Consider the following 24,835-nt stretch of genomic DNA (forward strand, 5'->3'; position numbering starts at 1 on the left):
GGCATGCGCTTCTTCATCCCGATCCTGATCGGGCGGATCCTCCGTGCCCTCGCCCGCGCGAGGGGCGGCGGGTCCGCCTACCCCGGGTACATCGTCCTGAAGCTCGTGCCGGACTTCCTGCAGCACGTGACGAAGCAGTTCCCGAACGGCGTCGTCTTCGTGCTCGGGTCGAACGGCAAGTCGACGACGACGCACATGATCTCCGACATCGTCCGGGCGCACGGGCTGCGGGTCTTCACGAACCCGTCCGGCGCGAACCTGCCGCAGGGCATCGCGTCGGCCCTGCTGTCCGAGGTGTCGCTGACCGGGCGGCTCAAGGCCGACATCGGCATCCTCGAGGTGGACGAGGCCTTCGCGGTCGAGCTCGCCGGCATCCTGTCGCCCTCGACGGTGACGATGCTCAACGTGCAGGTCGACCAGCTGTACCGGTTCTTCGAGACCGAGCGCGTGGCGACGATGATGCTCGACACCGCCGCACTGTCGACGGCGAACGTCATCACGAACCACGACGACCAGTTCCTCGATGGCTACTCCGGCACCCCCGGGCAGCGCGTCCTGCGGTTCGGTGCGAGCGACGAGGTCATCGCCGCGGCACCGAACGGCCTGCAGAACGCCGACTCGTTCGACGCCGGTGACCGTGCCCAGCACACCGCCGACGCCGAGGTCGTGGCCCACACTGGTGACGGCGCGACGATCCGCTTCGACGGCGCCGAGATCCCGGTCCGGCTGCCCGCCCGCGGCCTGCACTACGCGGTCGACGCCGCTGCGGCCACCGCGACGGCCAGTGCGGCCCTCGGCGCGCAGTTCCGTGCCGACGCCGTGACCAAGGCCTTCGGCACGATGAAGCCCGCCTACGGCCGCGGAGAGCGTCTGCCGATCGCGGGTGAGTCCGCCGAGTTCACGATGTTCAAGAACGCCGCGAGCCTGCAGCTCAACCTCGACGCCCTGCCGGACCAGCCCGAACAGGTCCTCATGGCGATCGACGAGGGCACGCCCGACATCTCCTGGATCTACGACATCGACTTCTCGAAGCTCGACCACGTGGACGTCGTCTCCGGGGACAAGGCGTGGCAGATCGCGATCGCGCTCGAGCACGCCGGTGTCCGCATCGGCCGGGTCGAGCCCGACGTCGAGGCAGCCATCAAGCACATGGAGCAGCTCGGCTCGACGACCCGCGGGACGAAGAACTTCATCGTCAACTACGAGATCATGATGATCGCCCGCAAGGCCCTGGGCCACCCGGACATGGAGAAGACCGCATGACGGCCGACCGGCTGACCATCCTGCACGTCTACCCCCGGCAGATGGGCGTCTCGGGTGACCGTGGCAACGTCGCGGCCCTGGCCCGCCGTGCGGCCGCCGCGGACATCGAGACCCAGGTCCTCGAGTACGCGCCCGGTGACGAGCTTCCGACCATGGCGGACGTCGTCGTGATCGGCAACGGACCGCTCAGCGCGATGCGTTCCCTGGGTGACGACGTCACCCGCATCGGCGGCGCGCTCCGTGCGTTCGCGACCGATGGTGTGCCGGTGCTCGCCGTCGGCGGTGGGTTCGACCTCGCGACGAACGAGGTCGTGCCGACCGAGGGCGGGCCGGTCGCGGGCTTCGGCGTGTTCGACGCCCGAGCCGTCCGTGGTGCCGAGCGCCGCGTGAACTACTTCGTCCTCGAGACCCGGTACCCGCTGCTCCCCGGCGCACCGAAGCGTCTCGCCGGCTTCGAGGACCACGCCACCACGATCGAGCTCGCGGCCGGGGTCAGCCCGTTCGCCGACGTCGTGTCCGGTGGCGGCAACCAGGCGGGAGCCCCGGTCGAGGGTGCGATCGTCGGCACGTCGTTCGGCACACACACGCAGGGTCCGATCCTGCCGCTCAACCCGCAGCTGACCGACGGTGTCCTCGCCGCGGCCACCGCACGGCTGGGCCGCGAGTACGCGCCGGACCCGGAGCAGACGGCGACCATCGACCGCTACGCACGCGAAGCGCGCGCGACGGTCGACCGCTACGTCGACAAGGCGTTCAAGCGCATCGCCTGACGGCGGTTCGCCGTGGACGTCGAGCGCGTCCACGCAGAGACGGGAGGCGCGGTGCCAGCTGGCACCGCGCCTCCCGTCTTCGTGTCGGTCGCGACTACTTCGACTCGTAGAGTCGGCTGCTCTCGTCGTGCCACTCGATGGCGGTCGCCGCGAGCTTGTCCTTGAACTCGGCGCCGTGGTGGGCGCAGAAGTAGAGCTCGCCGCTCGACATGGTGGCTCGGATGTAGGCCTGCGCCCCGCAGCTGTCGCAACGGTCGGCGGCGGTCAGCTGGTGGTTGCTGACTTCGTCGATGGAGGGGTCCTGCACGGTCTGGGTCATTGCTGTGCTCCTCACGGATCGCAGGTGGTGCCGGGTGGTTGCACCATTTCAACACGTGATGCCTGAGAGCGACGCATTGTCGGGGCCTGTTTCGCTCAGCGCGGATCGCTTGGCCCCAGTGCGAGTGTCCACACGGTGCTGTCGGTGCCGCTCGGTAAACTCCGACGGTGAGCTCCGACTACTCCGCACGCCATCTCTCCGTCCTCGAAGGGCTCGAGGCGGTCCGGAAGCGGCCGGGCATGTACATCGGCTCGACGGACTCCCGGGGCCTCATGCACTGCCTGTGGGAGATCATCGACAACTCGGTCGACGAAGCCCTCGCGGGGCACGGCGACGAGATCGGTGTCGTGCTGCACGCCGACGGCTCGGTCGAGGTCCGGGACACCGCGCGAGGCATCCCCGTCGACGTCGAACCGAAGACCGGTCTGACCGGGGTCGAGGTCGTGTTCACCAAGCTGCACGCCGGCGGCAAGTTCGGTTCGGGGTCGTACGCGGCCTCGGGCGGCCTGCACGGCGTCGGCGCCTCGGTGGTGAACGCGCTGTCGGAGCGCCTCGACGTCGAGGTCGACCGGGCCGGCAAGACGTACGCCATGTCGTTCCACCGCGGCGAGCCCGGCATCTTCGACGACAGCACGGGCATCGGACCGGACGCTCCGTTCGCGCCCTTCACCTCGGGCAGCGAGCTGCGAGTGGTGGGCAAGGTCAAGAAGGGCGTCACCGGTTCCCGGATCCGTTACTGGGCGGACCGCCAGATCTTCACCGCCGACGCCCGGTTCAGCACCGACGACCTGGTCACCCGTGCACGGCAGACCGCGTTCCTCGTGCCCGGCCTCGGCATCACCATCACCGACGAGCGCGCGGCGTCGATCGACGCCGCTGCCGCCCGGGCCGAGGCGACGGGCACCACGGTGGGCGCCGGGCCGGTGGTGGAGCGCTTCCGGTACGAGGGCGGGATCGGTGAGTTCGTCGAGCACCTCGCCGTTGACAGCCCCCTCACCGACGTCTGGCGCGTGCAGGGGACCGGCACCTTCACCGAGACCGTGCCGATGCTCGACGACAAGGGCCACATGGTCTCCACCTCGGTCGAGCGCGAGTGCGAGGTCGACCTGGCGCTCCGCTGGGGCAGTGGCTACGAGACGGTGTTCCGCAGCTTCGTCAACATCATCGCGACGCCGAAGGGCGGGACCCACCAGGCCGGGTTCGAGTCCGGCGTCGTCAAGGCGGTCCGCGCCCAGGTCGAGGCGAACGCCCGCAAGCTCAAGGTCGGGCAGGACAAGCTCGACAAGGACGACGTCCTCGCCGGCATGACCGCCGTGCTGACCGTGCGGTTGCCGGAGCCGCAGTTCGAGGGGCAGACGAAGGAGATCCTCGGCACCCCGGCGGTCCGGAAGATCGTCGACCAGGTCGTGTCGAAGCGCATCACCGAGATCCTCACCTCGACGCAGCGCACCGAGAAGGCACAGTCGGCGGCCCTGCTCGAGAAGGTCGTGTCCGAGATGAAGACGCGCATCTCGGCGCGGGCCCACAAGGAGACGCAGCGCCGCAAGAACGCGCTCGAGAACTCCTCGCTGCCGACGAAGCTCGCCGACTGCCGCTCGCAGGAGACCGAAGGCACCGAGCTCTTCATCGTCGAGGGTGACTCGGCGCTGGGCACCGCGAAGCTCGCCCGCAACAGCGAGTACCAGGCACTGCTGCCGATCCGCGGCAAGATCCTCAACGTGCAGAAGGCGTCCGTGTCGGACATGCTCTCGAACGTCGAGTGCGCGTCGATCATCCAGGTGATCGGCGCCGGTTCCGGCCGCACGTTCGACATCGACCAGGCCCGCTACGGGAAGATCATCATCATGTCGGACGCCGACGTCGACGGTGCCCACATCCGCACGCTGCTGCTGACGCTGTTCTTCCGGTACATGCGGCCGATGATCGAGCAGGGCCGCGTCTTCGCCGCCGTGCCACCGCTGCACCGGGTCGTCGTGGTGAACCGCGGCAAGCCGAACGACACGCTGTACACGTACTCCGAACAGGAGCTGCAGACGGTGCTGAAGAAGCTCGAGAAGACGGGCAAGAAGTACCAGGAGCCGATCCAGCGGTACAAGGGCCTCGGCGAGATGGACGCGGACCAGTTGGCCGAGACCACGATGGACCGCGCGCACCGCACCCTGCGCCGGGTCAACGTCACCCATGCCGAGGGCGCGGCGAAGGTGTTCGAGTTGCTCATGGGCAACGACGTGGCACCGCGCAAGGAGTTCATCCTGGCGGGCGAGGGCCTGGACCGCGACCGCATCGACGCGTAGCGCGCGGCGGAAGCGACACCGCTCGGCCGACGCACGCGGTCCATCCCGCAAGAGCGACAGAACCCCGCCGACCGTTGGCGGGGTTCTGTCGCTTCTGGGACGGCGGACCGGAGGCCCGTGGCGGTGCCGTCCCGCGCCTCCTGGCCGCTGTCGTCTGCGTTCTCAGGCGCGGGGCGACGCGCCACGGGGTGCCGAGCGCGTGAGGTGGCGCCAGACGCTGAACGTGGCGGACGCCAGCGCGCGCCTACGCCTCGCCTGCGGTGCCGTCGAGCGTCGCGGCGCTGCCACCGATCGAGCCGATGACCGCCTCGAGCGGGGCGCCGGACCCGTCGCGCTTCGACAGCCAGTCGGGCAGGGTCCGCGCGGCGCCGTCCGTGCCGACGGCGTGCGGCGGCGCGATGCCCGCCCATCCCACGGTGAGCCCGTCCTCGCCCTTCAGGAACGCGTGCGCCCGGACACCCTGGGTGGCACGGCCCTTCGCCGGGAACTCCGACAGGGCGGAGACCTTGGCACGGCCGGCGTCGGTGCCGGGCAGGGCTGTCGAGGTGGTGGACACCGTGGCGACCACGGCGTCGTCGGATCGTGCGACCGAGCCGAACCAGATCACCGAGGCACCGTCGGCGAGGGCCATGCCGGCCACTCCACCGGCGGGCAGCCCCTGCGCGCGGACGACGGACGCCGGGAACCGCAGCAGCTGCGCGTTCGAGCTGATGAACACGAGATCGTCGGACTCGGGCGCCTGCGCGGCACCGACCACGTGGTCGCCGGGCTTCAGACCGATCGCGACGAATTCGGGCTTGTCCGGCCAGACGCCGGGGACGACGCGCTTGACGACGCCCTGCGCGGTGCCGATCGCCAGCGAGTCCGACGACGCGCCGGACAGGTCGACGATCGCCACGACGGTCTCGCCCTTGGTGAGCGCCAGGAAGTCGGTGACCCGGACGCCGGCGTCGAGCCGGACCGCGGCGGGCGGCACGGCGGGGACGTCGACGGGGGAGAGTCGTAGGACCCGACCGGTCGAGGTGATCGCGCCGATCTGCCCCCGCACCGTGCTCACCACGGCGGAGCGGACGGCGTCGTGCTTGGAGCGCTTCGGCACGCGGACGATGCCGAGTTCCGACGTCGGGATGTCGACGCGGATGAGCCGTCCGGTGGTCGAGAGCAGCACGCGGCAGGGGGAGTCGGCGATCTGCAGGGACTCCGGGTCGACCGCGGCCTTCCGACCGCCCTTGACCGGGGCGTCGGCCTCGGTGAGCAGCGTGCGGCGCGGGGTCGCGAACCTGTCGGACACCTCGGTCAGCTCGAGGGCGACCTGCGCGCGGAGCCGCTCGTCGGATGCCAGGAGTTCTTCGAGGGCGGCGATGTCGGCGAGCAGCTGGTCGCGCTCGGCCTCGAGCTCCATCCGCGAGAACTTCGTCAGGCGGCGCAGGCGCAGCTCGAGGATGTACTCGGCCTGCACCTCGGACAGGTCGAAGACGTCGCGCAGGCGGTTGCGCGCCGCCTCGGAGTCGTCGGAGGTGCGGATGACCTGGATGACCTCGTCGATGTCGAGGATCGCGATGAGCAGGCCCTCGACCAGGTGCAGCCGTTCCTTGCGTCGTGCCAGCCGGTACTGCGACCGCCGGGTGACGACGTCGAGCCGGTGCTGCACGTAGACGTCGAGCAGCTCACGGAGCCCGAGGGTGCGCGGTGACCCGCCGACCAGGGCGACGTTGTTGATGCCGAAGCCGTCCTCGAGCGGGGTGTGCTTGTAGAGCTGCTCGAGGACGGCGGTGGGGTTGAAGCCGCTCTTGATGCCGATGACGAGCCGGAGCCCGTGGTTGCGGTCGGTCAGGTCGTTGACGTCGGAGATGCCGACGAGCTTCTTGGACTGGACGCCGTCCTTGATCTTCTCGATGACGCGTTCGGGGCCGACGAGGTACGGCAGCTCGGTGACGACGAGCCCGACCTTGCGCGGCGTGAGGTTCTCGACGCTCACCTTCGCGCGGGTGCGGAACGAACCACGGCCGGTGGCGTAGGCGTCGCGGACCCCGGAGAGCCCGACGATCGTGCCGCCGGACGGCAGGTCGGGGCCGGGCACGAACTCCATGAGCTCTTCGAGGCTGGCCTGCGGGTTCATGAGCAGGTGCTTCGCCGCCTCGACCACTTCGCCCAGGTTGTGCGGCGCCATGTTCGTCGCCATGCCGACCGCGATGCCCGAGGCGCCGTTGACGAGCAGGTTCGGGAACGCCGCCGGCAGCACGCCCGGCTGCATGATCTGGTTGTCGTAGTTCGGGACGAAGTCGACGACGTCCTCGCCGAGGCCCTCGGTCATCGCCATCGACGGTTCGGCGAGCCTGGCCTCGGTGTACCGGGCGGCAGCGGGGCCGTCGTCGAGCGAGCCGAAGTTGCCGTGGCCGTCGACGAGCGGCACGCGCATCGTGAACGGCTGGGCCATCCGCACCAGCGCGTCGTAGATCGCGCCGTCGCCGTGCGGGTGCAGCTTGCCCATCACCTCGCCGGTGACGCGGGCGCTCTTGACGTGTCCGCGATCGGGCCGCAGCCCCATCTCGGCCATCTGGTACAGGATGCGACGCTGCACCGGCTTCAGGCCGTCGCGGGCGTCGGGCAGCGCCCGCGAGTAGATGACGGAGTACGCGTACTCGAGGAAGGAGCCCTGCATCTCCTCGGAGACGTCGACGTCCTCGATGCGCTCACCGTCGGGCAGGCCGACTACGTCCGTGCGTGCCATGGCACCTTTCTGGAGAACCGGAGTCGTCTGGGAGACTCGTGGGATGGGAACAAGCGTACCGACGGCCCCCGACGCCGTCGCGAACCTCGCCGACGTCTTCCCGAGTTGCCTCGTGGCGCTCGGCGCTGCGGACGACGCGTGGTTGCGGAACGACGGCCTGGAGGCCCGGATCACCCTCCGCCCCGCCCGCTCGGCGATCGTCGTGCTGGTCGACGGCCTCGGTTCCGCCGCGCTGGCGGCCCGCGCCGGGCATGCCCGCTGGCTGACCGGCGCGAAGGGCACCGGCACCGCGAAGAAGCTGCGGAGCGGGTTCCCGACCACGACCGCGGCCGCGCTGAGCACCCTGACCACCGGCCGGTCGCCCGGCACGCACGGCGTCATCGGCTACAGCGGCTGGAACCCGGACACCGGTGCCGTGATGAACCTGCTCGGCGGCTGGGACACCGAGGTCCCCGCGGACTGGTTCCTGACCCGGACCCTGTTCACCCGGGCCGCGGAGCTCGGGCTCGACCCCGTCGTCGTCGGGCCGGACCGGTACCGCTCGTCCGGGATGACCGCGAACGTGCTCGGCGGCGCACGGTACGTGTCGGCGGACACGATCCCACAGCGCATCGACGCGGCACTGGCCGAGACCGCCACCGGCCGCTCGCTCGTCTACCTGTACGTGCCGGAGCTCGACTCCATCGGACACAAGCACGGCTGGCAGTCCGACCGGTGGACGGCTGCCCTCGAGCTGCTCGACGGGGAACTCGTCCGCCTCGATGCCCGGACCGCCGCCGACGTGGGGGTCCTGGTGACGGCGGACCACGGTGTGCTCGACGTGCCGGACCACGCGAACATCGCCATCGACCCGCTACTGCTCACCGACGTGGTCGGCGTCGCGGGCGACCCTCGCTGCCGCCAGCTCACCGTCGCACCCGGCACGGACGTCCGCGCCCTCGTCGGCGCGTTCCGGGCCCGCTACGGCAAGAAGGCGTACGTCGCCAGCCGTGCCGAGGCGATCGAGGCCGGGTGGTTCGGGCAGGTGTCCGACCAGGTGCTGCCGCGGATCGGCGACGTGCTCGTCGTGGCGCGTGGCTCGTGGGCGTTCAACGACGACCGTGCCCTGCGCGAGGACGAGACGCCGAAGCGCATGGTCGGCCAGCACGGGGCGATGACCGACGAGGAGACGATCGTCCCGCTCCGGCTCGCCGGCGCGTTCTCCCACTAGCGTCGCCAGCGCCCGCGCGAGGCGTCAGCGCCGACGGTCGGTGGGCGTGCCGGTCAGGCCGGGTCGTCGTCCGGACGGGTGCCGAAGACGATCTCGTCCCAGCTCGGCATCGAGCGGCGGTTGCGCTTCTTGCGTTCGCCGCGGCTCTCGGGCTCCGGCGCCGAGGCCGGGCGGGCGTCGGACGACTGCGGTGCGGTGTCGTGGGCGCCGCCGTCCTCGAAGCCCTGCAGCGGGATGTCGACGACGCTGATGGAGGTGCCGCGGGCTGGCTCGTCGCGCTGTTCGCCGAAGGACGCTGCTTCGCGCTCACCCCGGCGACGGCGGAGCGCCTCGAGCAGGTCGGCGGTCTCGTTGCCGGGAGCGCGCTCTTCCACAGCGGCCTGGCCGATGCGGGGCAGCGGTGCACGGAGCGGCGCGTGCTGGGACGGCTCGGGCTCGGCGGCCGGCTGCTCCGGCTCGTCGACGCGGAAGGCGCCGGAGTCGAACCGGGTGCCGTCGTCGTCCTGCTGCTCGAACTCGACCGCACGCAGCCGCGGGGCGATGCCCTCGTCGTCGGTGTGCGACAGCCGGTGTGCGTCGCCGTTGTCCGGCGCCAGGGTCGAGGTCTTCGGGTCGAAGTGCCACTGGGCGTCGTGCTCGACCTCGCCAGCGGTGTAGCGGACGCGGACCTGCCAGCCGCTCTCCGGGTGCTTCCAGGAACCCCAGGTGATCGCGGTGGCCTCGCCGGCCTCGAGCTTCGCGGTGATCGCGGGGCCGAAGGTGTCGGGGGCCTCGTCGTCGACCGGAGTGACCGGCACGCGGTGCGAGGCGTCGAGGATGAAGGCACGCTCGGCGAGGACCGGGCCCTCGAAGCGGCGGACGTACTCGACGTCGACGTCGAGCGCGGCGGCCACGTCGGCGGCGTCGGCGCCACCACGGATGCGCGCCTGGACGTCCTTGGGGGAGACCCGCTTCTGCGGACCGGCGTCGGGGTTCGCCTGGCGCACCTGGCCTGCCAGCGACGACGTGACGGGCAACCGGAACTCGGTGCCGCCGTCGGTCGCCAGGAGGAGTGCGCCGGACTCGACTCCGATGACTCTCACGTCTTGCATGGTTCCGCCTTCCCAGCGTCGCGTACGGTCCTGCTGTCGTACCCCGTGAGTATGCAGGGACGATAGGCGGTTTCCGGGGAGGCGCACGGGCGTGCCGCGGACATCCGCACGGCTGATCCCGGGCACACGGCGCTCCGGCAACGGGTGTCGGGAATGTCCGGTTCCGGCCCTGGGTTGCACAGCCAGCACGACCCGCTGCAGCACTCGGTTTGCGCTCTGGCGGGGCGTGGTGCAAACTGTCGCCGCCGATCACCCGGCGACGACCTCTCGATACGAGAAATGGATGGGCATGGCCACCGATTACGACGCCCCCCGGAAGACCGACGACAACTCTGACTCAGAGTCGATCGAGGCCCTCAAGGAGCGCGTTCCCGACAAGATGTCGGGGGTCGTCGACGATGATTCCGACAACCCCGGCAGCTTCGAACTCGCCGGGCAGGACCTCAGCGACGTCGACCTCGACGTCGTGGTGCTGCCCCCGCAGGTCGATGAGTTCACCTGCGTCGAGTGCTTCCTCGTGAAGCACCGCTCCCAGCTCGACCACGAGTCGAAGCTCGGACCGGTCTGCGCGGAGTGCGCTTCGCTCTAGCGAGCACAGCCGCTTCGATCGAGCGCAGCCGCGTCGCTCTCGACGCAACGATCAGCGAAGGCCCCGCATCCTCCAGGGATGCGGGGCCTTCGTCGTGTGCTGCGAGGCGGGGCCGAGCCGCGCCTCCAGGCCGTGGGCCGTGGTCCGTCAGGACCGCAGCGCCTCGACGACCTTGCCCGGGTGTCGGACGCTGACCAACCAGTAGGGGGTCGGGTCCGCGTCATCGCGCACCTCGACCTTGACGACCCCGCGCACGTAGCCGCGGAAGAGGGTCCAGGCGCGGGCGTCGAGTGCCGGCCCGCGCTGCTCGGTGGCCGCTGCACCCTCGAACGCCTCGGTCGTGCCGACCAGCGTGCGGGGGAGGTGTGCCCTGCCCGCCCTGAACTCGGTGTCGGTGACCTCGATGGTGGGTGCGAGTGCCCACAGGAGGACCAGGACCCCGAGCTCCATCCCGATCGCCACGAGGACGCCGGCCAGGACGCTGATGGGGAGGAAGACGAGCAGGGTGGCGGGGATGACGAGCGCCGTCGCCAGGTAGAGGGCGGGCGGGGCCCAGAGTCGTTCGCGGTACAGGGTCACGGGTCCATTCGATCACGAGCGAGCGAGGTCACGGAACGGTCACGGCTGCACTACCCTCGTCACGTGACCGAACCAGTCGACGTCCTCTGGACCGGGGAGCACGCTCCCGGCCACGCCCACCCCGGCGACGCGGGTGCCGATCTCGTCTCCACCGAGGCCTTCGTGCTGCAGCCGGGCGAGCGACACCTGGCCGCCACGGGGCTGCGCATCGCGCTGCCCGAGGGGTACGCCGCGTTCGTGGTCCCGCGGAGCGGCCTGGCGGCGAAGCACGGCATCACGATCGTGAACAGCCCCGGCACGGTCGACTCCGGCTACCGCGGGGAGATCAAGGTCGCCCTGCTCAACACCGACCAGACGGAACCGTACGAGGTGCACGTCGGCGACCGCATCGCCCAGTTGATCGTGATGCCGGTGCCGCAGGTGACCTACACCCGGGTCGACGACCTGCCGGACAGCGTCCGCGGACAGGGCGGGTTCGGCTCGTCGGGCTACGGTGACCGGAGCGACGCCGTGACCGGTGCCGCCGCAGACGCTCAGGAAGGAACGCGCGCATGAAGTTCGGCCGACGCAAGCGGGACGAGGTCGAGGTGGCGGACGCCGTCGCCGACGACATCGAGGTCGCGGACACGTCCCCCGAGGTCGACATCGCGACGGATGCCGACGCGGACCTCGACGAGGTCGACGCGGTCGCCCCGACGGACAAGTCTGCCCCGGAGGACCGCGCCGAGAACGGCCCCCTCGACGAGACCGAGGCGAACCTGGTCCGCCCCTACGTCGACCTGGGCGGGGTGAAGGTGCTCCCGCGCGAGGGCCTGCACCTGCGCCTCGAGGTCGAGGAGGGCTCGCAGCGCGTCGTCGCGGTCGGGCTCGACTACGACGAGTCCACGCTGCAGGTCCAGCCGTTCGCGGCGCCCCGGTCCACCGGCCTGTGGCACGAGATCCGCGCGCAGATCGCCGAGCAGATCGAGCGCCAGGGCGGTGTCGTGACCGAGGTCGACGGGCCGTTCGGCCCCGAGCTCCGCGCGTCCGTCCCGGTCGCGGTGGACGGCGACGGCGGCACGGCCGGCTCCCGTCCGGCCCGCTTCGTCGGCGTCGACGGCCCGCGCTGGTTCCTGCGCGGCGTGATCGCCGGCAAGGCCGCCGAGCAGCCCGACGACGCGAGCGAGATCGAGGAGCTGTTCCGCAGCGTCGTCGTCGTGCGCGGCACGACGCCGATGCCGCCGCGCGACCTCATCCCGCTGCACATGCCCAAGTCGACGCAGACCGCGATCTGACGGACTGACGACCAACCCCGCCTGGAGGCACGGTGCCGGACCACGACGACACCCCACGACCCGAGACGGCCGGCTCCGACCCCGCTGCACCGGCGACGCCGTCGGCCGCGCCGTCCTTCTCCGCGCAGTTCCGCGACGCCGTGCAGAACGCGGGCATCGCCCGCGTCGCGCCCGGTGAGGCACCGTCCGGCCGCGCGCTGCTCGGCGCGGTCGGCGGGGTGCGCGGGCTCGCCGAGTCGGTGCTGCCCGGGTTCGCGTTCCTGGTCGTCTACGCGATCACGAAGGAGCTCGTGCCGAGCGTCGTGATCCCGGTGGCCGTCGGCCTGGTGTTCGTGGTGCTGCGGCTGCTGCAGCGGCAGTCGGTGACGATGTCGTTCGCGGGCATCCTCGGCGTTGCGGTGTCGGCCGGTCTCGCACTGATCACCGGCCGAGCGGAGAGCAACTTCATCCCCGGGATCGTCATCAACGCGGTCTGGCTCGTCGGGCTGCTGATCACGCTGGCGATCCGCTGGCCGCTCATCGGGCTCGTCGTCGGGTTCCTGCTGCCGGCGAACGAGGACGGATCGCACGTCGACTGGCGCGCGGATCCCGTCAAGCGTCGCGTGCTGACGATCGCCACCTGGATCTGGGTCGGGCTGTTCGCGGTCCGGCTCGCGGTGGAGGTCCCGCTGTACCTGACGGCGCAGGTCGAACTGCTCGCCGGGCTGAAGCTCATCCTCGGCGTACCGCTGTACGCGGCGGTGCTCTGGGTGACGTGGCTGCTGGTCCGCACCGTGTTCGTCCGACGCGACGACGTCGCCCCGGTGTAGAGTTCTCTCGACATCAAGATAGTTCTCGCAGGGCGCGCACGCGTCCTCGGGATTAGGTTTGCCTTGCTGGTGGGACGGTCCACGGCCCGCGAGGATGAGGGCAAACCGATCAGTAGGGAGGCGGCACGGTGGCTGCAGTCAATAGCTTCGGCTCGAAGGACACACTGTCGGTTGGGGGTGTCGACTACGCGATCCACCGGATCGACTCGGTTCCCGGGCACGAGAAGTTGCCCTACAGCCTGAAGGTGCTGCTCGAGAACCTCCTCCGCACCGAGGACGGCAAGAACGTCACCGAGGGACAGATCCGGGCGCTCGGTTCCTGGCGGCCCGACGCGGAGCCCGACACCGAGATCCAGTTCTCCCCGGCACGCGTCGTCATGCAGGACTTCACGGGTGTGCCGTGCATCGTCGACCTCGCCACCATGCGCGAGGCCATGGCGGACATCGGCGGCGACCCGAACAAGATCAACCCGCTGTCCCCGGCCGAGATGGTCATCGACCACTCCGTCATCGCCGACCTGTTCGGCAGCACGGACGCCCTGCAGCGCAACACCGACCTGGAGTACGAGCGGAACGGTGAGCGCTACCAGTTCCTCCGCTGGGGCCAGACCGCGTTCGAGGACTTCAAGGTCGTCCCGCCGGGCACCGGCATCGTCCACCAGGTGAACATCGAGTACCTGGCGAAGGTCACCTACACGCGCGACTTCGACGGCGAGACCTACGCGTACCCGGACACCCTGGTCGGCACCGACTCGCACACCACGATGGTGAACGGCCTCGGCGTGCTCGGCTGGGGCGTCGGCGGCATCGAGGCCGAGGCCGCGATGCTCGGCCAGCCCGTGTCGATGCTCATCCCGAAGGTCGTCGGCTTCAAGCTCTCCGGTGCGATCCCGGCCGGCGTGACCGCAACCGACGTGGTGCTCACCATCACGCAGGAGCTCCGCAAGCACGGCGTCGTCGGCAAGTTCGTCGAGTTCTACGGCGAGGGCGTCGGCGCCGTCCCGCTCGCCAACCGCGCCACCATCGGCAACATGTCGCCCGAGTTCGGTTCGACGGCGGCGATCTTCCCGGTCGACGACGTCACGCTGGACTACCTGCGACTGACCGGTCGCGAGGAGGCACAGATCGCCCTGGTGGAGGCGTACTCCAAGGCCCAGGGGCTGTGGCACGACGCCACGGTCGAGCCGAACTACTCCGAGTACATGGAGCTCGACCTCTCCACGGTCGTGCCCTCCATCTCGGGCCCCAAGCGCCCGCAGGACCGCATCGAGCTCACGAACGCGAAGAGCCAGTTCGAGCTCGACCTGAACAACTACACGACGCCGTCCGAGCAGACCGACCTCGACGACGCGGTCGAGGAGACGTTCCCGGCCTCCGACCCGATCGCCGCCGGTTCGACGAACGAGGACACGGCGCTGCACGAGCACGTGCACGTGTCGAGCGCACCGTCGACCGCCTCGGCGCCGACGAAGGTCGCGATGGACGGGGCCGACCCGTTCACGATCGACCACGGTGCCGTCGCGATCGCCGCCATCACGTCGTGCACGAACACGTCGAACCCGTCGGTCATGATGGCCGCCGGCATCCTCGCCCGGAACGCCGCGAAGAAGGGCCTCACCGCGAAGCCCTGGGTGAAGACCACCCTCGCGCCCGGGTCGAAGGTCGTCACCGACTACTACGAGAAGGCCGGTCTCACCACCTACCTCGAGCAGCTCGGCTTCTACACGGTCGGCTACGGCTGCACCACCTGCATCGGCAACTCGGGCCCGCTGCCCGAGGAGATCTCGCAGGCCGTGCAGGACAACGACCTCGCCGTCACCGCGGTGCTCTCGGGCAACCGCAACTTCGAGGGCCGGATCAACCCCGACGTCAAGATGAACTACCTGGCGTCCCCGCCGCTGGTCATCGCCTACGCCCTCGCCGGGTCGATGCACTTCGACTTCGACAAGGACGCCCTCGGCACCGACCAGGACGGCAACGACGTCTACCTGACCGACATCTGGCCCGACGCGGCCGAGGTGCAGCAGGTCATCGACACCTCGATCGACACCGAGATGTTCACCCACGAGTACGGCTCCGTGTTCGAGGGCGACGACCGCTGGAAGAACCTGCCGACCCCGACGGGTGACACCTTCGAGTGGGACCAGGAGTCGACCTACGTCCGGAAGCCCCCGTACTTCGAGGGCATGACGATGCAGCCCGACGCGGTGTCGGACATCTCCGGTGCCCGGGTGCTCGCGAAGCTCGGCGACTCGGTCACGACCGACCACATCTCGCCGGCCGGTTCGATCAAGGCCGACAGCCCCGCCGGCCAGTACCTCGCCGAGCACGGCGTCGACCGCAAGGACTTCAACTCCTACGGCTCGCGTCGCGGCAACCACGAGGTCATGATCCGCGGCACGTTCGCGAACATCCGTCTGCGCAACCAGCTGCTCGCGTCTGCCAACGACGGCGCTGGCGTGGAGGGCGGCTACACCCGCGACTTCACGACGCCCGACGGTGCCCAGTCGTTCATCTACGACGCCTCGCAGCACTACCAGGAGCAGGGCATCCCGCTCGTCATCTTCGGTGGCAAGGAGTACGGCTCCGGCTCGTCCCGCGACTGGGCGGCCAAGGGCACGAACCTGCTCGGTGTCCGTGCGGTCATCACCGAGAGCTTCGAGCGGATCCACCGCTCGAACCTCATCGGCATGGGCGTCGTCCCGCTGCAGTTCCCGGCGGGCGAGACGGTCGAGTCCCTCGGGCTCGACGGCACCGAGGTCGTCTCGATCTCCGGGCTGACCGAGCTGAACGAGGGCCGCACCCCGAAGACGGTGCACGTCACCGCGACGCCGAGCGAGCACTCGCCGGCCGGCAAGCAGCCGGTCGAGTTCGACGCGGTCGTCCGCATCGACACTCCCGGTGAGGCCGACTACTACCGCAACGGCGGCATCCTGCAGTACGTGCTCCGTTCGCTCGTCTGACCGACGGGCGCACGGGCCGCTGACGCGACCACACACCGGACGGGAGGCCCGTGGCGACACCGCCACGGGCCTCCCGTCCGTTGTCGGTCCCCGAGAATAGAGTGGGCCGACAGCCCCACGAAAGGAGCGCTCGTGAGCCTGCTCAGCAGCATCACGTTGCCGCGCGACCTGAAGCGTCTGTCCGACGCGCAGATGACCGACCTCGCCGCCGAGATCCGGCGGTTCCTGGTCGCCGAGGTCGCGAAGACCGGTGGGCACCTCGGGCCGAACCTGGGCGTCGTGGAACTGACGCTCGCGATGCACCGCGTGTTCGACTCGCCGAACGACCCGTTCGTCTTCGACACCGGGCACCAGTCGTACGTGCACAAGCTCGTCACCGGGCGCCAGGACTTCTCGAAGCTGCGCGAACGCGGCGGCATCGCCGGCTACCCGCAGCGGAGCGAGTCCGAGCACGACATCGTCGAGTCATCGCACGCGTCGTCGTCCCTGTCGTGGGCCGACGGCATCTCCCGCGCGTTCGGGCAGACCGGGCAGACCGACCGCACGGTCGTCGCGGTGGTCGGTGACGGCGCCCTCACCGGCGGCATGACGTGGGAGGCGCTCAACAACATCTCCGACGACAACGACCGCCGCCTGGTCATCGTCGTCAACGACAACGGCCGCTCGTACGCCCCGACGATCGGGGGTATGGCACGGTTCCTGAGCTCCGTGCGCACCCGGCGCGAGTACCGGGCCCTGTACGAGGGCACGCAGGCCGTGGCGGCGCGGTTCGGCGCTCCGGGTCGTGCGGTGTACCGCGGCATGCGCGGCGGCCTGCACGGCTTCCTGTCACGGCTGACGAACAACGAGGCGCTGTACTCGAACCTCGACATCAAGTACATCGGCCCGGTGAACGGGCACGACCAGCAGGCGATGGAGGCAGCACTCCGGCAGGCCAAGGAGTACGGCGCGCCCGTGATCGTGCACGCGATCACCGAGAAGGGCCACGGCTTCGAGCCCGCCCTGCGCGACCAGGCCGACCAGTTCCACGCCGTCGGGCACATCGACCCGGAGACGGGGGAGTCGCTCGACGCGGCGTCGGGTCCGTCGTGGACGTCGGTGTTCGCATCGTCCCTGGCCGAGGCCGGTGATGCGGACCCGCGGATCGTCGCCATCACGGCGGCGATGCTCCGGCCCACGGGACTGCACCTGTTCCAGGAGCAGCACCCCGACCGGGTCTACGACGTCGGGATCGCCGAGCAGCACGCCGTGACGACCGCCGCGGGCCTGGCCTACGGGGGACTGCATCCGGTCGTGGCGCTCTACGCGACGTTCCTGAACCGTGCGTTCGACCAGGTGCTGATGGACGTCGCCCTGCACCGGGCCGGCGTGACGTTCGTGCTCGACCGGGCCGGGATCACCGGTCCGGACGGCCCCTCGCACCACGGCATGTGGGACCTCGCACTGCTGCAGGTCGTGCCGGGGATCCAGATCGCGGCGCCTCGTGATGCCGCGACCCTGCGCGAGGAGTTCCGCGAGGCGATCGCCGTCGACGACGCCCCCACCGTGCTGCGGTGGTCGAAGGGCCAGGTCGGGCCGGACATCCCCGCGGTGCGCCGACTGTCCGACGGAGTGGACGTCCTGCACGAAGCCGCCGACGCCGTCGAGGACGTGTTGCTGGTGGCCGTCGGGTCGATGGTGCCGACCGCGCTCGAGGCCGCTGCGCTGCTCGAGGCGCAGGGCATCGGCGTCACCGTCGTGGACCCGCGCTGGGTGGTGCCGATCCCGACGTCGCTGATCGAGCTGTCGCGGACGCACCGACTCGTGATCACCATCGAGGACGGCGTGCGGGTCGGCGGCGTCGGGACCCGCCTGCGGCAGGACCTCCGTGCCGCGGGGGTCGACACGGGGGTGAACGAGCTCGGGTTGCCCGACGCGTTCATCGACCACGCGACCCGGTCGCAGATCCTCGCCGACGCGGGACTGACGGCGCAGGCCATCGCCCGCGACGTCATCGACCAGGTCGTCGGGACGAAGCTGCCCCAGGCGAAGCCCGCGCGCTCCCGCGAGTCGGCGGCGTCCGACCGCTGACCGCGCGGCCCGGGCCGGCCCGGGCCCGGACAGCAAAACACCGGTGTTCGCGCTCCACTCCGCGGTTTGCGGGTGTTCGGTGCGCGAACACCGGTGTTCTGCGTACTGGGCTCTAGCGGGAAGCCGGCCCCACGATCCGCGGGTCGTGGAACGTGCCGCCGAAGACACGCTCGGAGGCCCCGGAGCGGTCGAGGTACGGGCTGATCCCACCGGCCTGGAACGGGTAGCCGGCACCGAGGATGAGCCCGAGGTCGATCTCCTCGACGTGCTCGACGACCTGGTCCTCGAGCATGCGGTGCAGCTCGTCGGCCAGGGCATCCTCGAACCGGCGCTGCATCTCCGCGGCGTCCACCGGCTTCGCGTCCTTCTTGGACGGCGCGACGAGCTTCACGGCGGCGGGGTCGTACCCGGTCGCGTTGCCCTTCTTGTCGCGGGTCAGGATCGTCCCGTGCTCGGCGATCTTCTTCAGGCCGTCGCCCGGGTAGAAGCGCTCGGGCCAGGCCGCGTGGTGCGAGTCGAGCACGTGCGCGCCGACGGGCAGGCCGACGAGTTCGAGCAGCTCGAACGGCGACATCGGCAGGCCGAGGGGCGCGGCACCCTGGGCGACGGTATCGAACGAGGTGCCCTCTTCGACGCCGCGCATCGCCTCGCCGAGCACCCGGGCGAGCACCCGGTTGACGACGAAGCCCGGCTGGTCTGCGGTGATGATCGCGGTCTTCTTGAGGGTCTTCGCGACGGCGAGGGCGGTGACGAGGGCCTCGTCCGAGGTCTTCGCCGCGCGCACCACCTCGAGCAGCGGCATGACCGCGACCGGGTTGAAGAAGTGGAAGCCGACGAGCCGCTCCGGGTTCGTCAGGACCGACGCCATCTCGTCGACGGAGAGGGACGACGTGTTCGTGGCGAGGATGGCGTCCGGTGCGATGACCTGTTCGATCTTCCGGAGGACCTCCTGCTTGACGGTCATCTCCTCGAAGACGGCCTCGATGACCCAGTCGGCGTCCGCGAAGGCGTCGTAGGACACCGACCCGCTGACGAGCGCGGTGATGCGGTTCGCGTCGTCGGGGGAGACCCGGCCCTTGTCGAGCAGCTTCGCGACCTCGCCGCGGATCCGCTCGACGCCGGCGTCGACTCGGGACTGGTCGACGTCGGTGATGACGACGGGGACACCGAGGCGACGGGCGAACAGCAGCGCGAACTGCGACGCCATCAGCCCGGCACCGAGGACGCCGACCTTCGTGATCTTCTTCGGTTCGACACCCTCGGGAGCGCCGACGGGCTTCTTCGCACGCTTCTGCACGAGATCGAAGGCGTACATCGAGGCCGCGAACTGGTCGCCCGAGATGAGGTCGGCGAGGGCCTCGTCCTCGTCGGCGAAGCGCTCGTCGAGCGAACCCGACTTGGCGGCGGCGACGAGGTCGAGCGCCCGGAACGGCGACTTCGGCACGGTGCCGATCTTCGAGGCGACCTGCCCGCGGGCGACCTTGACGACGGTGCCCCAGGCGGCCTTCTCGAGCATGCCCGGTTCGTTCTTGCGCACCACCTTGGTCGTTCCGCTGATCACGCGGTCCGCCCACGCCACGGACGAGGGCAGGAACGTGACGGACGGGACGAGCACGTCACCGATGCCGATCTCGACCGCGGCCGGACCGTCCATCAGGCGGTTGTTCTTGAGCGGGTTCTCGACGATGACGCGGAGCGCGCGCTCCGGGCCGATCAGGCGGGGGAGCAGCGTCGCGCCGCCCCAGCCGGGGATGATGCCGAGGAACACCTCGGGCAGGCCGATGCCCTGCGCCGCGGACGAGAACGCCCGGTACGTGCAGTGCAGCGCGATCTCGAGCCCACCGCCGAGCGCCAGGGTGTTCACGAACGCGAACGAGGGCACTCCCAGGTCCGAGAACTTGCGGAGCGTGGCGTGCCCGAGGGCGGCCAGGTCGTGGGCGGCCTCGCGCGACGGGACCGCCGCTGCCTGGGACAGGTCGGCCCCGGCGGCGAAGCAGTACTCCTTGCCGGTGATCGCGACGCCCTGGATCGTGCCGGCGGCGGCCTCGGTCTTCAGGGTGTCGAGCACGCCGGACAGCTCACGGAGCGTGCGCGGCCCGAGGGTATTCGGCCGCTTGTAGTCCTTGCCGTTGTCGAGCGTGATGAGCGCCAGCGTGCCGCCCGAGGGCATCGTGACGTGCTTGACGAACGAGTGCGTGACGACCTCGTCCTCGCTGAGTTCGGCCAGTCGGTCGTTGTCGACGATGGTCATGGTCACGCCCCCTTCCGAGCCGAACGCTCGGCCGACTTGCTGTGGTTCGGGTTCTCCCAGATGACGGTGCCGCCCTGGCCGAGCCCGATGCACATCGTGGTGATGCCGTACTTGACGTCCGGTCGCTCGGCGAACTGTGCGGCGAGCTGGTTCATCAGCCGGACACCACTCGACGCGAGCGGGTGGCCGACGGCGATCGCGCCGCCCCACGCGTTCACGTCCGGGGAGTCCTGGGCGATGCCGTAGTTGTCGAGGAACGCGAGCACCTGGACGGCGAACGCCTCGTTGATCTCGAACAGGCCGATGTCGTCGATCGACAGGCCGGCCTTCGCCAGGGCCTTGTCGGTCGCGGGGACCGGCCCGACGCCCATGACCTCGGGCTCGACGCCGGCGAAGGCGAACGAGACCATGCGCATCTTCGTCGACAGTCCGTGCTGCTTCGCACCGTCCTCGGACGCGAGCAGACTCATGGTGGCGCCGTCGTTCAGGCCCGCGGCGTTGCCGGCGGTGACCCGTCCGTGGGGCCGGAAGGGCGTCTTCAACGCGGCCAGGGCCTCCAGTGTGGTGCCCGGACGCGGCGGCTCGTCCGCCGAAACGATGTCCCAGCCGTCGCCCTTGTTGACCTCGACCGGGATAACGTCCGGCTGCAGCTTGCCGTTCGCCCAAGCGGCGGCGTAGCGCTGCTGGGACTGGACGGCGTAGGCGTCCGTGCGGTCCTTCGTGATCGCGGGGAAGCGGTCGTGCAGGCGTTCGGCGGTGGCGCCCATGACGAGGGCGTCGCTCGAGACCATGCGCTCCGCGACGAAACGCGGGTTCGGGTCGGCGTTGAAGCCCATCGGGTGCCGACCCATGTGCTCGACACCACCGGCGATCGCGATGTCCGCGGCGCCGAAGGCGATGGCGCCGGCGAGCGTCGTGACGCTCGTCATGGCACCGGCACACATCCGGTCGATCGCGTAGCCGGGCACCGACTTCGGCAGACCCGCGAGCATGCCGACCGTGCGCCCGAGCGTCAGCCCCTGGTCACCCTGCTGCGTGGTCGCCGCGACGGCGACGTCGTCCACCGCTGCTGTGTCGAAGGTGTTCCGGTCGAGCAGGCCGCGCATCGCGTGCACCGCGAGGTCGTCGGACCGGGTCTTCCAGAACACCCCCTTCTCGCCGGCTCGTCCGAACGGTGTGCGAACGCCGTCCACGAACACGACGTCTGATGCCTTTGGCAATCCGGGCCTCCCAGATCCTCATCGATCGGGCCGGAACGCAGGTCGCTCCGGCCTGGCCGGGCTTCGCCCGGCGACCCTCCCGACGCTATGCCCCCAGCCTGGGCGGCCGCATGCCGGTTGGGTGGTTCCTACGACTCGTCGTCGTTCGTCGCTGCGGGCCGCTGTGCGGCAGCGACAAAGGCCGACGCGATGATCGACGCGAGTTCCTCGACCTGCCACGGACGGGCGTCGTGCTCGGCGAGGGCGGCTCCGACCAGCTCGGTCGACGGCGGCGACGGCGGGGCCCACGACACGAGCCGGAGCGTCTCCGGTGTGAGCAGGTTCTCGAGCGGGATGTCGAGCTCCTCGGCACGCTTCGTCACCGCGGCACGTGCGGCCTTGTACCGGCGGTCGGCCGCCGGGTTGCGGTCCGCCCAGGCGCGGGGCGGGGGCAGCGTCGCCTCGCCGGCACCGCGCAGACGGGGGAGGTCCTCGGTGGTGCGACCTTCCTCGACGGCGGCCCACCAGCGGTCGAGCTCGGAACGGCTGGCGCGACCCGTGAAGGCCTTCAGCGCACCGAGTTCGGCGCGGGACTCGGGTGCGGCGGCCGCCGCGGCGACGATGGCGGCGTCGGGGATGGTGCGCCCGGGGGCGATGTCCGCCTGTCGGGCGTACTCGTCACGAGCGAGCCAGAGCGACCGGGCGATCGCCAGGGCTCGCGCCCCACGGAGCGCGTGCATGCCGGACAGTCGACGCCAGGGCTCGGCTCGGGCGGGCTTCGGCGCGCGGTGCAGGACCGCGTCGAACTCCTCCTGGGCGATCCGGGTCTTGCCGGCCTCGTCGAGCCTCTCGGCAAGGGCGTCGCGGAGGTCGGGCAGCAGCTCGACGTCGAGCGAGGCGTAGATGAGCCACGACTGCGGCAGGGGACGGGTCGACCAGTCGGCGGCCGAGTGCGCCTTCGCCAGGGTGATGCCGAGCAGTTGCTCGACGACGGCGCCGAGGCCGACGCGCGGGAACCCGGCGATCCGGGCGCCGAGTTCGGTGTCGAAGATGCGCGTGGGGACGAGGCCGACCTCCTGCAGGCACGGCAGGTCCTGCGAGGCGGCGTGGAACAGCCACTCCTCGTCGACGATGGCGGCCTGCAGCTCCGAGAAGTCGCCGATCGGGATCGGGTCGAACAGGAAGGCACCGGCACCGCGGCGGAACACCTGGATCAGGTACGCGCGCTGCGAGTAGCGGTAGCCGCTGGCTCGTTCGGCGTCGACTGCGACGGGGCCGTGGCCGGCGGCGATGGCGGCGACTGCCTCGAGGTAGTCCTCACGCGTGTCGATGACCTTGACGGCATCGTGCGAGGCCTCGAAGGCGGGGCCGGCAGCGGCGGCCGGAGCGGCCGAGCCGGCAGCTGGAGCGGCCGAGCCGGCAGCGGGGCCGGCGGCGTCCTGGGGAGCGGGGTCGGTCACTTGGCGAGCCTCCTCGGGGCCAGCAGGGTCACGCCGTCCGATGCGGGAGGCAGACCGGCGAGCATGGCGACGATGTCCTGCCAGGCCCGGACGTGTGCGGTGAGGTCGTCGCCGCGTGGTGTCCACGACGCGCGGAGTTCCAGCTGGGCGCCGTCGCCCTGTGCGGCGAGGTCGCCGTAGCCGCGCGAGATGATCTTGGTGGCCGTGCCCGAGGCGTGGTCGTACGTCGCACCGTGTGACTCGAGCGCGTCGACGAGCCAGCTCCAGGTGACGTCGGCGACGAACTCGTCGACGCCGATCTCAGGCTCGAGCGGCGCCTGCGCGAAGGAGACGACACGGAACGCGCCGCCCCAGCCCTCGGGCTCTTCCGGGTCGTACAGGGCGATGAACCGGCCGGTGCCCAGGTCCGACTCGACGCCGTGCGCGGTGCCGGACACGTCCGCCGCCAGGGCGATCGAGAACGGTGCGATCCGGGTCGGCGAGGGGATCTCGGTGACGGTGGTCTCGGCGCGGCCGCTGCCGCCGGACACGAACGCGCGGAGCCGCGCGAAGGCGTCGGGCTCTCGGGATTCGGACACACATGCAGACTAGGCTCCGGGCCATGTCCCGATCCGCGCGACCCGCCGAGGACGTCGTCCAGGAGACCGCTCGATCGGCCGGGTTCATCGCACTCGGCGCCGGCCTGGCAGCTGCCGCGGTGGGGACGGCCGTCATCGGTGGCTTCGTCGCCGCCGTCGCCCGTGCCGTCGTCACCCCCGACCGCAAGCGCAACGAACGCGTCCCGATCCACGCCGTCGACCCCGTCCGGAAGACCGTCACGATCGAACGCACCGCGGACACCGAGCTGCAGGGCCGCTACTCGCTCTGGTTCGGCGGCGGCACCGGCCACATGCGCGTCGGCGAGGTGCTCGGCACGACCGAGACCACCGTCACGCGCCGCATCATCGCGATCGACGCCGGCGACGCGACGGCCGCCCGCCGCGGTCGCTGGGGCGGCTGGTTCTACCTGACGCCCGGCGAGCTCGACGTGCCCGTGGAGGACGTCGACATCCCCACCCCGAACGGTCCCGCCCCCGCCTGGGTCGTCCGCGCCGACGACCCGGCAGCGCCGTGGGCCGTCCTGGTGCACGGCCGTGGCGTCACGCGCGCCGAGACCATCCGCGCCGTCCCGGTCTTCCGCGCCGCCGGCTACTCGGTCGTCCTCGCTTCGTGGCGGAACGACGGCGTCGCCCCGCCGAGCGTCGACGGCCGCTACGGCCTCGGCAGTACCGAGTGGGAGGACGTCGACTCCGTGCTCCGCTGGCTCACCGCGCAGGACGCCCAGAGCGTCGTGCTGATGGGCTGGTCGATGGGCGGCGCCGTCGTGCTGCAGACCCTGCTCCGCTCGCGCTTCGCCGGCCTGGTCGACGGCGTCGTGCTCGAGTCACCCGTCGTCGACTGGCACGCCGTCCTGAAGTCGCAGAGCCAGCTCCTGCGCCTGCCGCGTCCGGTCCGCAAGGTCGCCCAGCGGCTGCTCCGCACCCCGGTGCTGCACCGCCTCGCCGGCCTGCAGCAGCCGGTGGACCTGCGGGAGCTCGACATGGTCACCCGGTCCGCCGAGCTGACGGTGCCGATCCTGCTGCTGCACAGCGACGACGACGGGTTCGTGCCGTCCTCCGCGTCGCACGACCTGGCCCGCGCCCGACCCGACCTGGTCCGGCTCGAGGTGCAGACCACGGCCCGACACACCAAGCTCTGGAACCACGACGCCGACTGGTTCGACGCCCGCATCCTCGCGTGGCTCACCGAGGTGGTCCAGCGGCGCGGGGCGGCCAGCGCGCGGTAGACGCGACCGAAGGGCGGACGGGAGGCGCGGTGCCAGCTGGCACCGCGCCTCCCGTCCGTCGTTGCGTCCGTTCGGTCGCATCGTGAGCAGAAATGGTCGGGTCGCGATCACGCGCTCGACCATTCCTGCTCACGAAGG

Annotated in this window: 19 protein-coding genes; 11 read left to right on the forward strand and 8 right to left on the reverse strand. The window is 70.8% G+C overall.

All coding sequences use genetic code 11. The features are described 5' to 3' along the window. The first annotated feature begins 3 nt into the window (after positions 1–3). Together OE229_RS10860 and OE229_RS10865 are read left to right on the forward strand one after the other, a co-directional pair. Complete coding sequence (locus OE229_RS10860; RefSeq protein ID WP_176708723.1) at positions 4–1,263, forward strand: MurT ligase domain-containing protein; 1,260 nt, start codon at positions 4–6, stop codon at positions 1,261–1,263. Then, complete coding sequence (locus tag OE229_RS10865; protein ID WP_182065353.1) at positions 1,260–2,033, forward strand: type 1 glutamine amidotransferase; 774 nt, start codon at positions 1,260–1,262, stop codon at positions 2,031–2,033. Before OE229_RS10860 ends, OE229_RS10865 begins: the two co-directional genes overlap by 4 nt. Positions 2,034–2,127: 94 nt before the next feature. On the opposite strand, the gene OE229_RS10870 is transcribed toward OE229_RS10865, so the two are convergent. Further along, on the reverse strand, positions 2,128–2,352 hold the full coding sequence (locus OE229_RS10870; protein ID WP_017886093.1) for a DUF7455 domain-containing protein: 225 nt from the start codon (positions 2,350–2,352) through the stop codon (positions 2,128–2,130). 167 nt (positions 2,353–2,519) lie between these two features. On the opposite strand from OE229_RS10870, the gene OE229_RS10875 reads away from it, so the two are divergent. Next, positions 2,520–4,646 (forward strand): DNA gyrase/topoisomerase IV subunit B, encoded by a 2,127-nt coding sequence (locus OE229_RS10875; RefSeq protein ID WP_209135659.1) that lies wholly within the window; start codon positions 2,520–2,522, stop codon positions 4,644–4,646. Positions 4,647–4,890: 244 nt separating this feature from the next. On the opposite strand, the gene OE229_RS10880 is transcribed toward OE229_RS10875, so the two are convergent. Then, positions 4,891–7,377, reverse strand: coding sequence for a DNA gyrase/topoisomerase IV subunit A (locus OE229_RS10880; RefSeq protein ID WP_182065355.1), 2,487 nt, complete (start codon positions 7,375–7,377; stop codon positions 4,891–4,893). Between the two features lie 43 nt (positions 7,378–7,420). Between OE229_RS10880 and OE229_RS10885 the strand changes: the two genes are divergently transcribed. After that, a complete protein-coding gene (locus tag OE229_RS10885) occupies positions 7,421–8,587 on the forward strand; it encodes an alkaline phosphatase family protein (RefSeq protein ID WP_182065356.1) in 1,167 nt (388 codons plus the stop codon). A 53-nt stretch (positions 8,588–8,640) separates the two neighbouring features. Here the strand turns inward: OE229_RS10885 and sepH are convergent, their stop codons facing one another. Continuing rightward, positions 8,641–9,669, reverse strand: coding sequence for a septation protein SepH (sepH, locus tag OE229_RS10890; RefSeq protein WP_182065357.1), 1,029 nt, complete (start codon positions 9,667–9,669; stop codon positions 8,641–8,643). Between the two features lie 298 nt (positions 9,670–9,967). Here sepH and OE229_RS10895 point away from each other — a divergent pair, with 298 nt between their 5' ends. Further along, positions 9,968–10,267 (forward strand): DUF4193 domain-containing protein, encoded by a 300-nt coding sequence (locus OE229_RS10895; protein ID WP_017886098.1) that lies wholly within the window; start codon positions 9,968–9,970, stop codon positions 10,265–10,267. A gap of 147 nt (positions 10,268–10,414) precedes the next feature. Here OE229_RS10895 and OE229_RS10900 read toward each other — a convergent pair whose 3' ends face one another. Beyond that, entirely contained in the window at positions 10,415–10,846 is a 432-nt protein-coding gene (locus OE229_RS10900) for a DUF3093 domain-containing protein (RefSeq protein ID WP_182065358.1), read from the reverse strand. Positions 10,847–10,909: 63 nt separating this feature from the next. Here OE229_RS10900 and dut point away from each other — a divergent pair, with 63 nt between their 5' ends. From dut to dxs, 5 genes are all read left to right on the forward strand, one after another. Beyond that, positions 10,910–11,401 carry a dUTP diphosphatase gene (dut, locus tag OE229_RS10905; RefSeq protein ID WP_071403948.1) on the forward strand — a complete coding sequence of 164 codons (492 nt, stop codon included), beginning with the start codon at positions 10,910–10,912 and terminating at the stop codon, positions 11,399–11,401. Further along, positions 11,398–12,120 (forward strand): DUF3710 domain-containing protein, encoded by a 723-nt coding sequence (locus tag OE229_RS10910; protein ID WP_262138013.1) that lies wholly within the window; start codon positions 11,398–11,400, stop codon positions 12,118–12,120. Before dut ends, OE229_RS10910 begins: the two co-directional genes overlap by 4 nt. A gap of 32 nt (positions 12,121–12,152) precedes the next feature. After that, complete coding sequence (locus OE229_RS10915; RefSeq protein ID WP_262138014.1) at positions 12,153–12,929, forward strand: DUF3159 domain-containing protein; 777 nt, start codon at positions 12,153–12,155, stop codon at positions 12,927–12,929. Between the two features lie 128 nt (positions 12,930–13,057). Further along, entirely contained in the window at positions 13,058–15,892 is a 2,835-nt protein-coding gene (gene acnA / locus OE229_RS10920) for an aconitate hydratase AcnA (protein WP_262138016.1), read from the forward strand. 132 nt (positions 15,893–16,024) lie between these two features. Then, positions 16,025–17,962, forward strand: a complete 1,938-nt coding sequence (gene dxs / locus OE229_RS10925; RefSeq protein WP_263344454.1) for a 1-deoxy-D-xylulose-5-phosphate synthase — start codon at positions 16,025–16,027, stop codon at positions 17,960–17,962. A gap of 112 nt (positions 17,963–18,074) precedes the next feature. On the opposite strand, the gene OE229_RS10930 is transcribed toward dxs, so the two are convergent. The 4 genes from OE229_RS10930 to OE229_RS10945 form a co-directional block, all read right to left on the reverse strand. Next, a complete protein-coding gene (locus OE229_RS10930; protein WP_209135685.1) occupies positions 18,075–20,213 on the reverse strand; it encodes a 3-hydroxyacyl-CoA dehydrogenase NAD-binding domain-containing protein in 2,139 nt (712 codons plus the stop codon). A gap of 2 nt (positions 20,214–20,215) precedes the next feature. After that, a complete protein-coding gene (locus OE229_RS10935) occupies positions 20,216–21,433 on the reverse strand; it encodes a thiolase family protein (protein ID WP_182065363.1) in 1,218 nt (405 codons plus the stop codon). A 128-nt stretch (positions 21,434–21,561) separates the two neighbouring features. Next, positions 21,562–22,872, reverse strand: coding sequence for an HRDC domain-containing protein (locus OE229_RS10940; RefSeq protein WP_410007311.1), 1,311 nt, complete (start codon positions 22,870–22,872; stop codon positions 21,562–21,564). Continuing rightward, positions 22,869–23,450 carry a DUF3000 domain-containing protein gene (locus tag OE229_RS10945; RefSeq protein WP_182065364.1) on the reverse strand — a complete coding sequence of 194 codons (582 nt, stop codon included), beginning with the start codon at positions 23,448–23,450 and terminating at the stop codon, positions 22,869–22,871. The genes OE229_RS10940 and OE229_RS10945 overlap by 4 nt, the downstream gene beginning before the upstream one ends. Positions 23,451–23,473: 23 nt before the next feature. Here OE229_RS10945 and OE229_RS10950 point away from each other — a divergent pair, with 23 nt between their 5' ends. Beyond that, complete coding sequence (locus OE229_RS10950; RefSeq protein ID WP_182065365.1) at positions 23,474–24,697, forward strand: alpha/beta fold hydrolase; 1,224 nt, start codon at positions 23,474–23,476, stop codon at positions 24,695–24,697. Positions 24,698–24,835 lie beyond the last annotated feature (138 nt).

Origin of the sequence: Curtobacterium poinsettiae (genome assembly GCF_025677645.1) — a bacterium.
Taxonomy (GTDB): Bacteria; Actinomycetota; Actinomycetes; order Actinomycetales; family Microbacteriaceae; genus Curtobacterium; species Curtobacterium poinsettiae_A.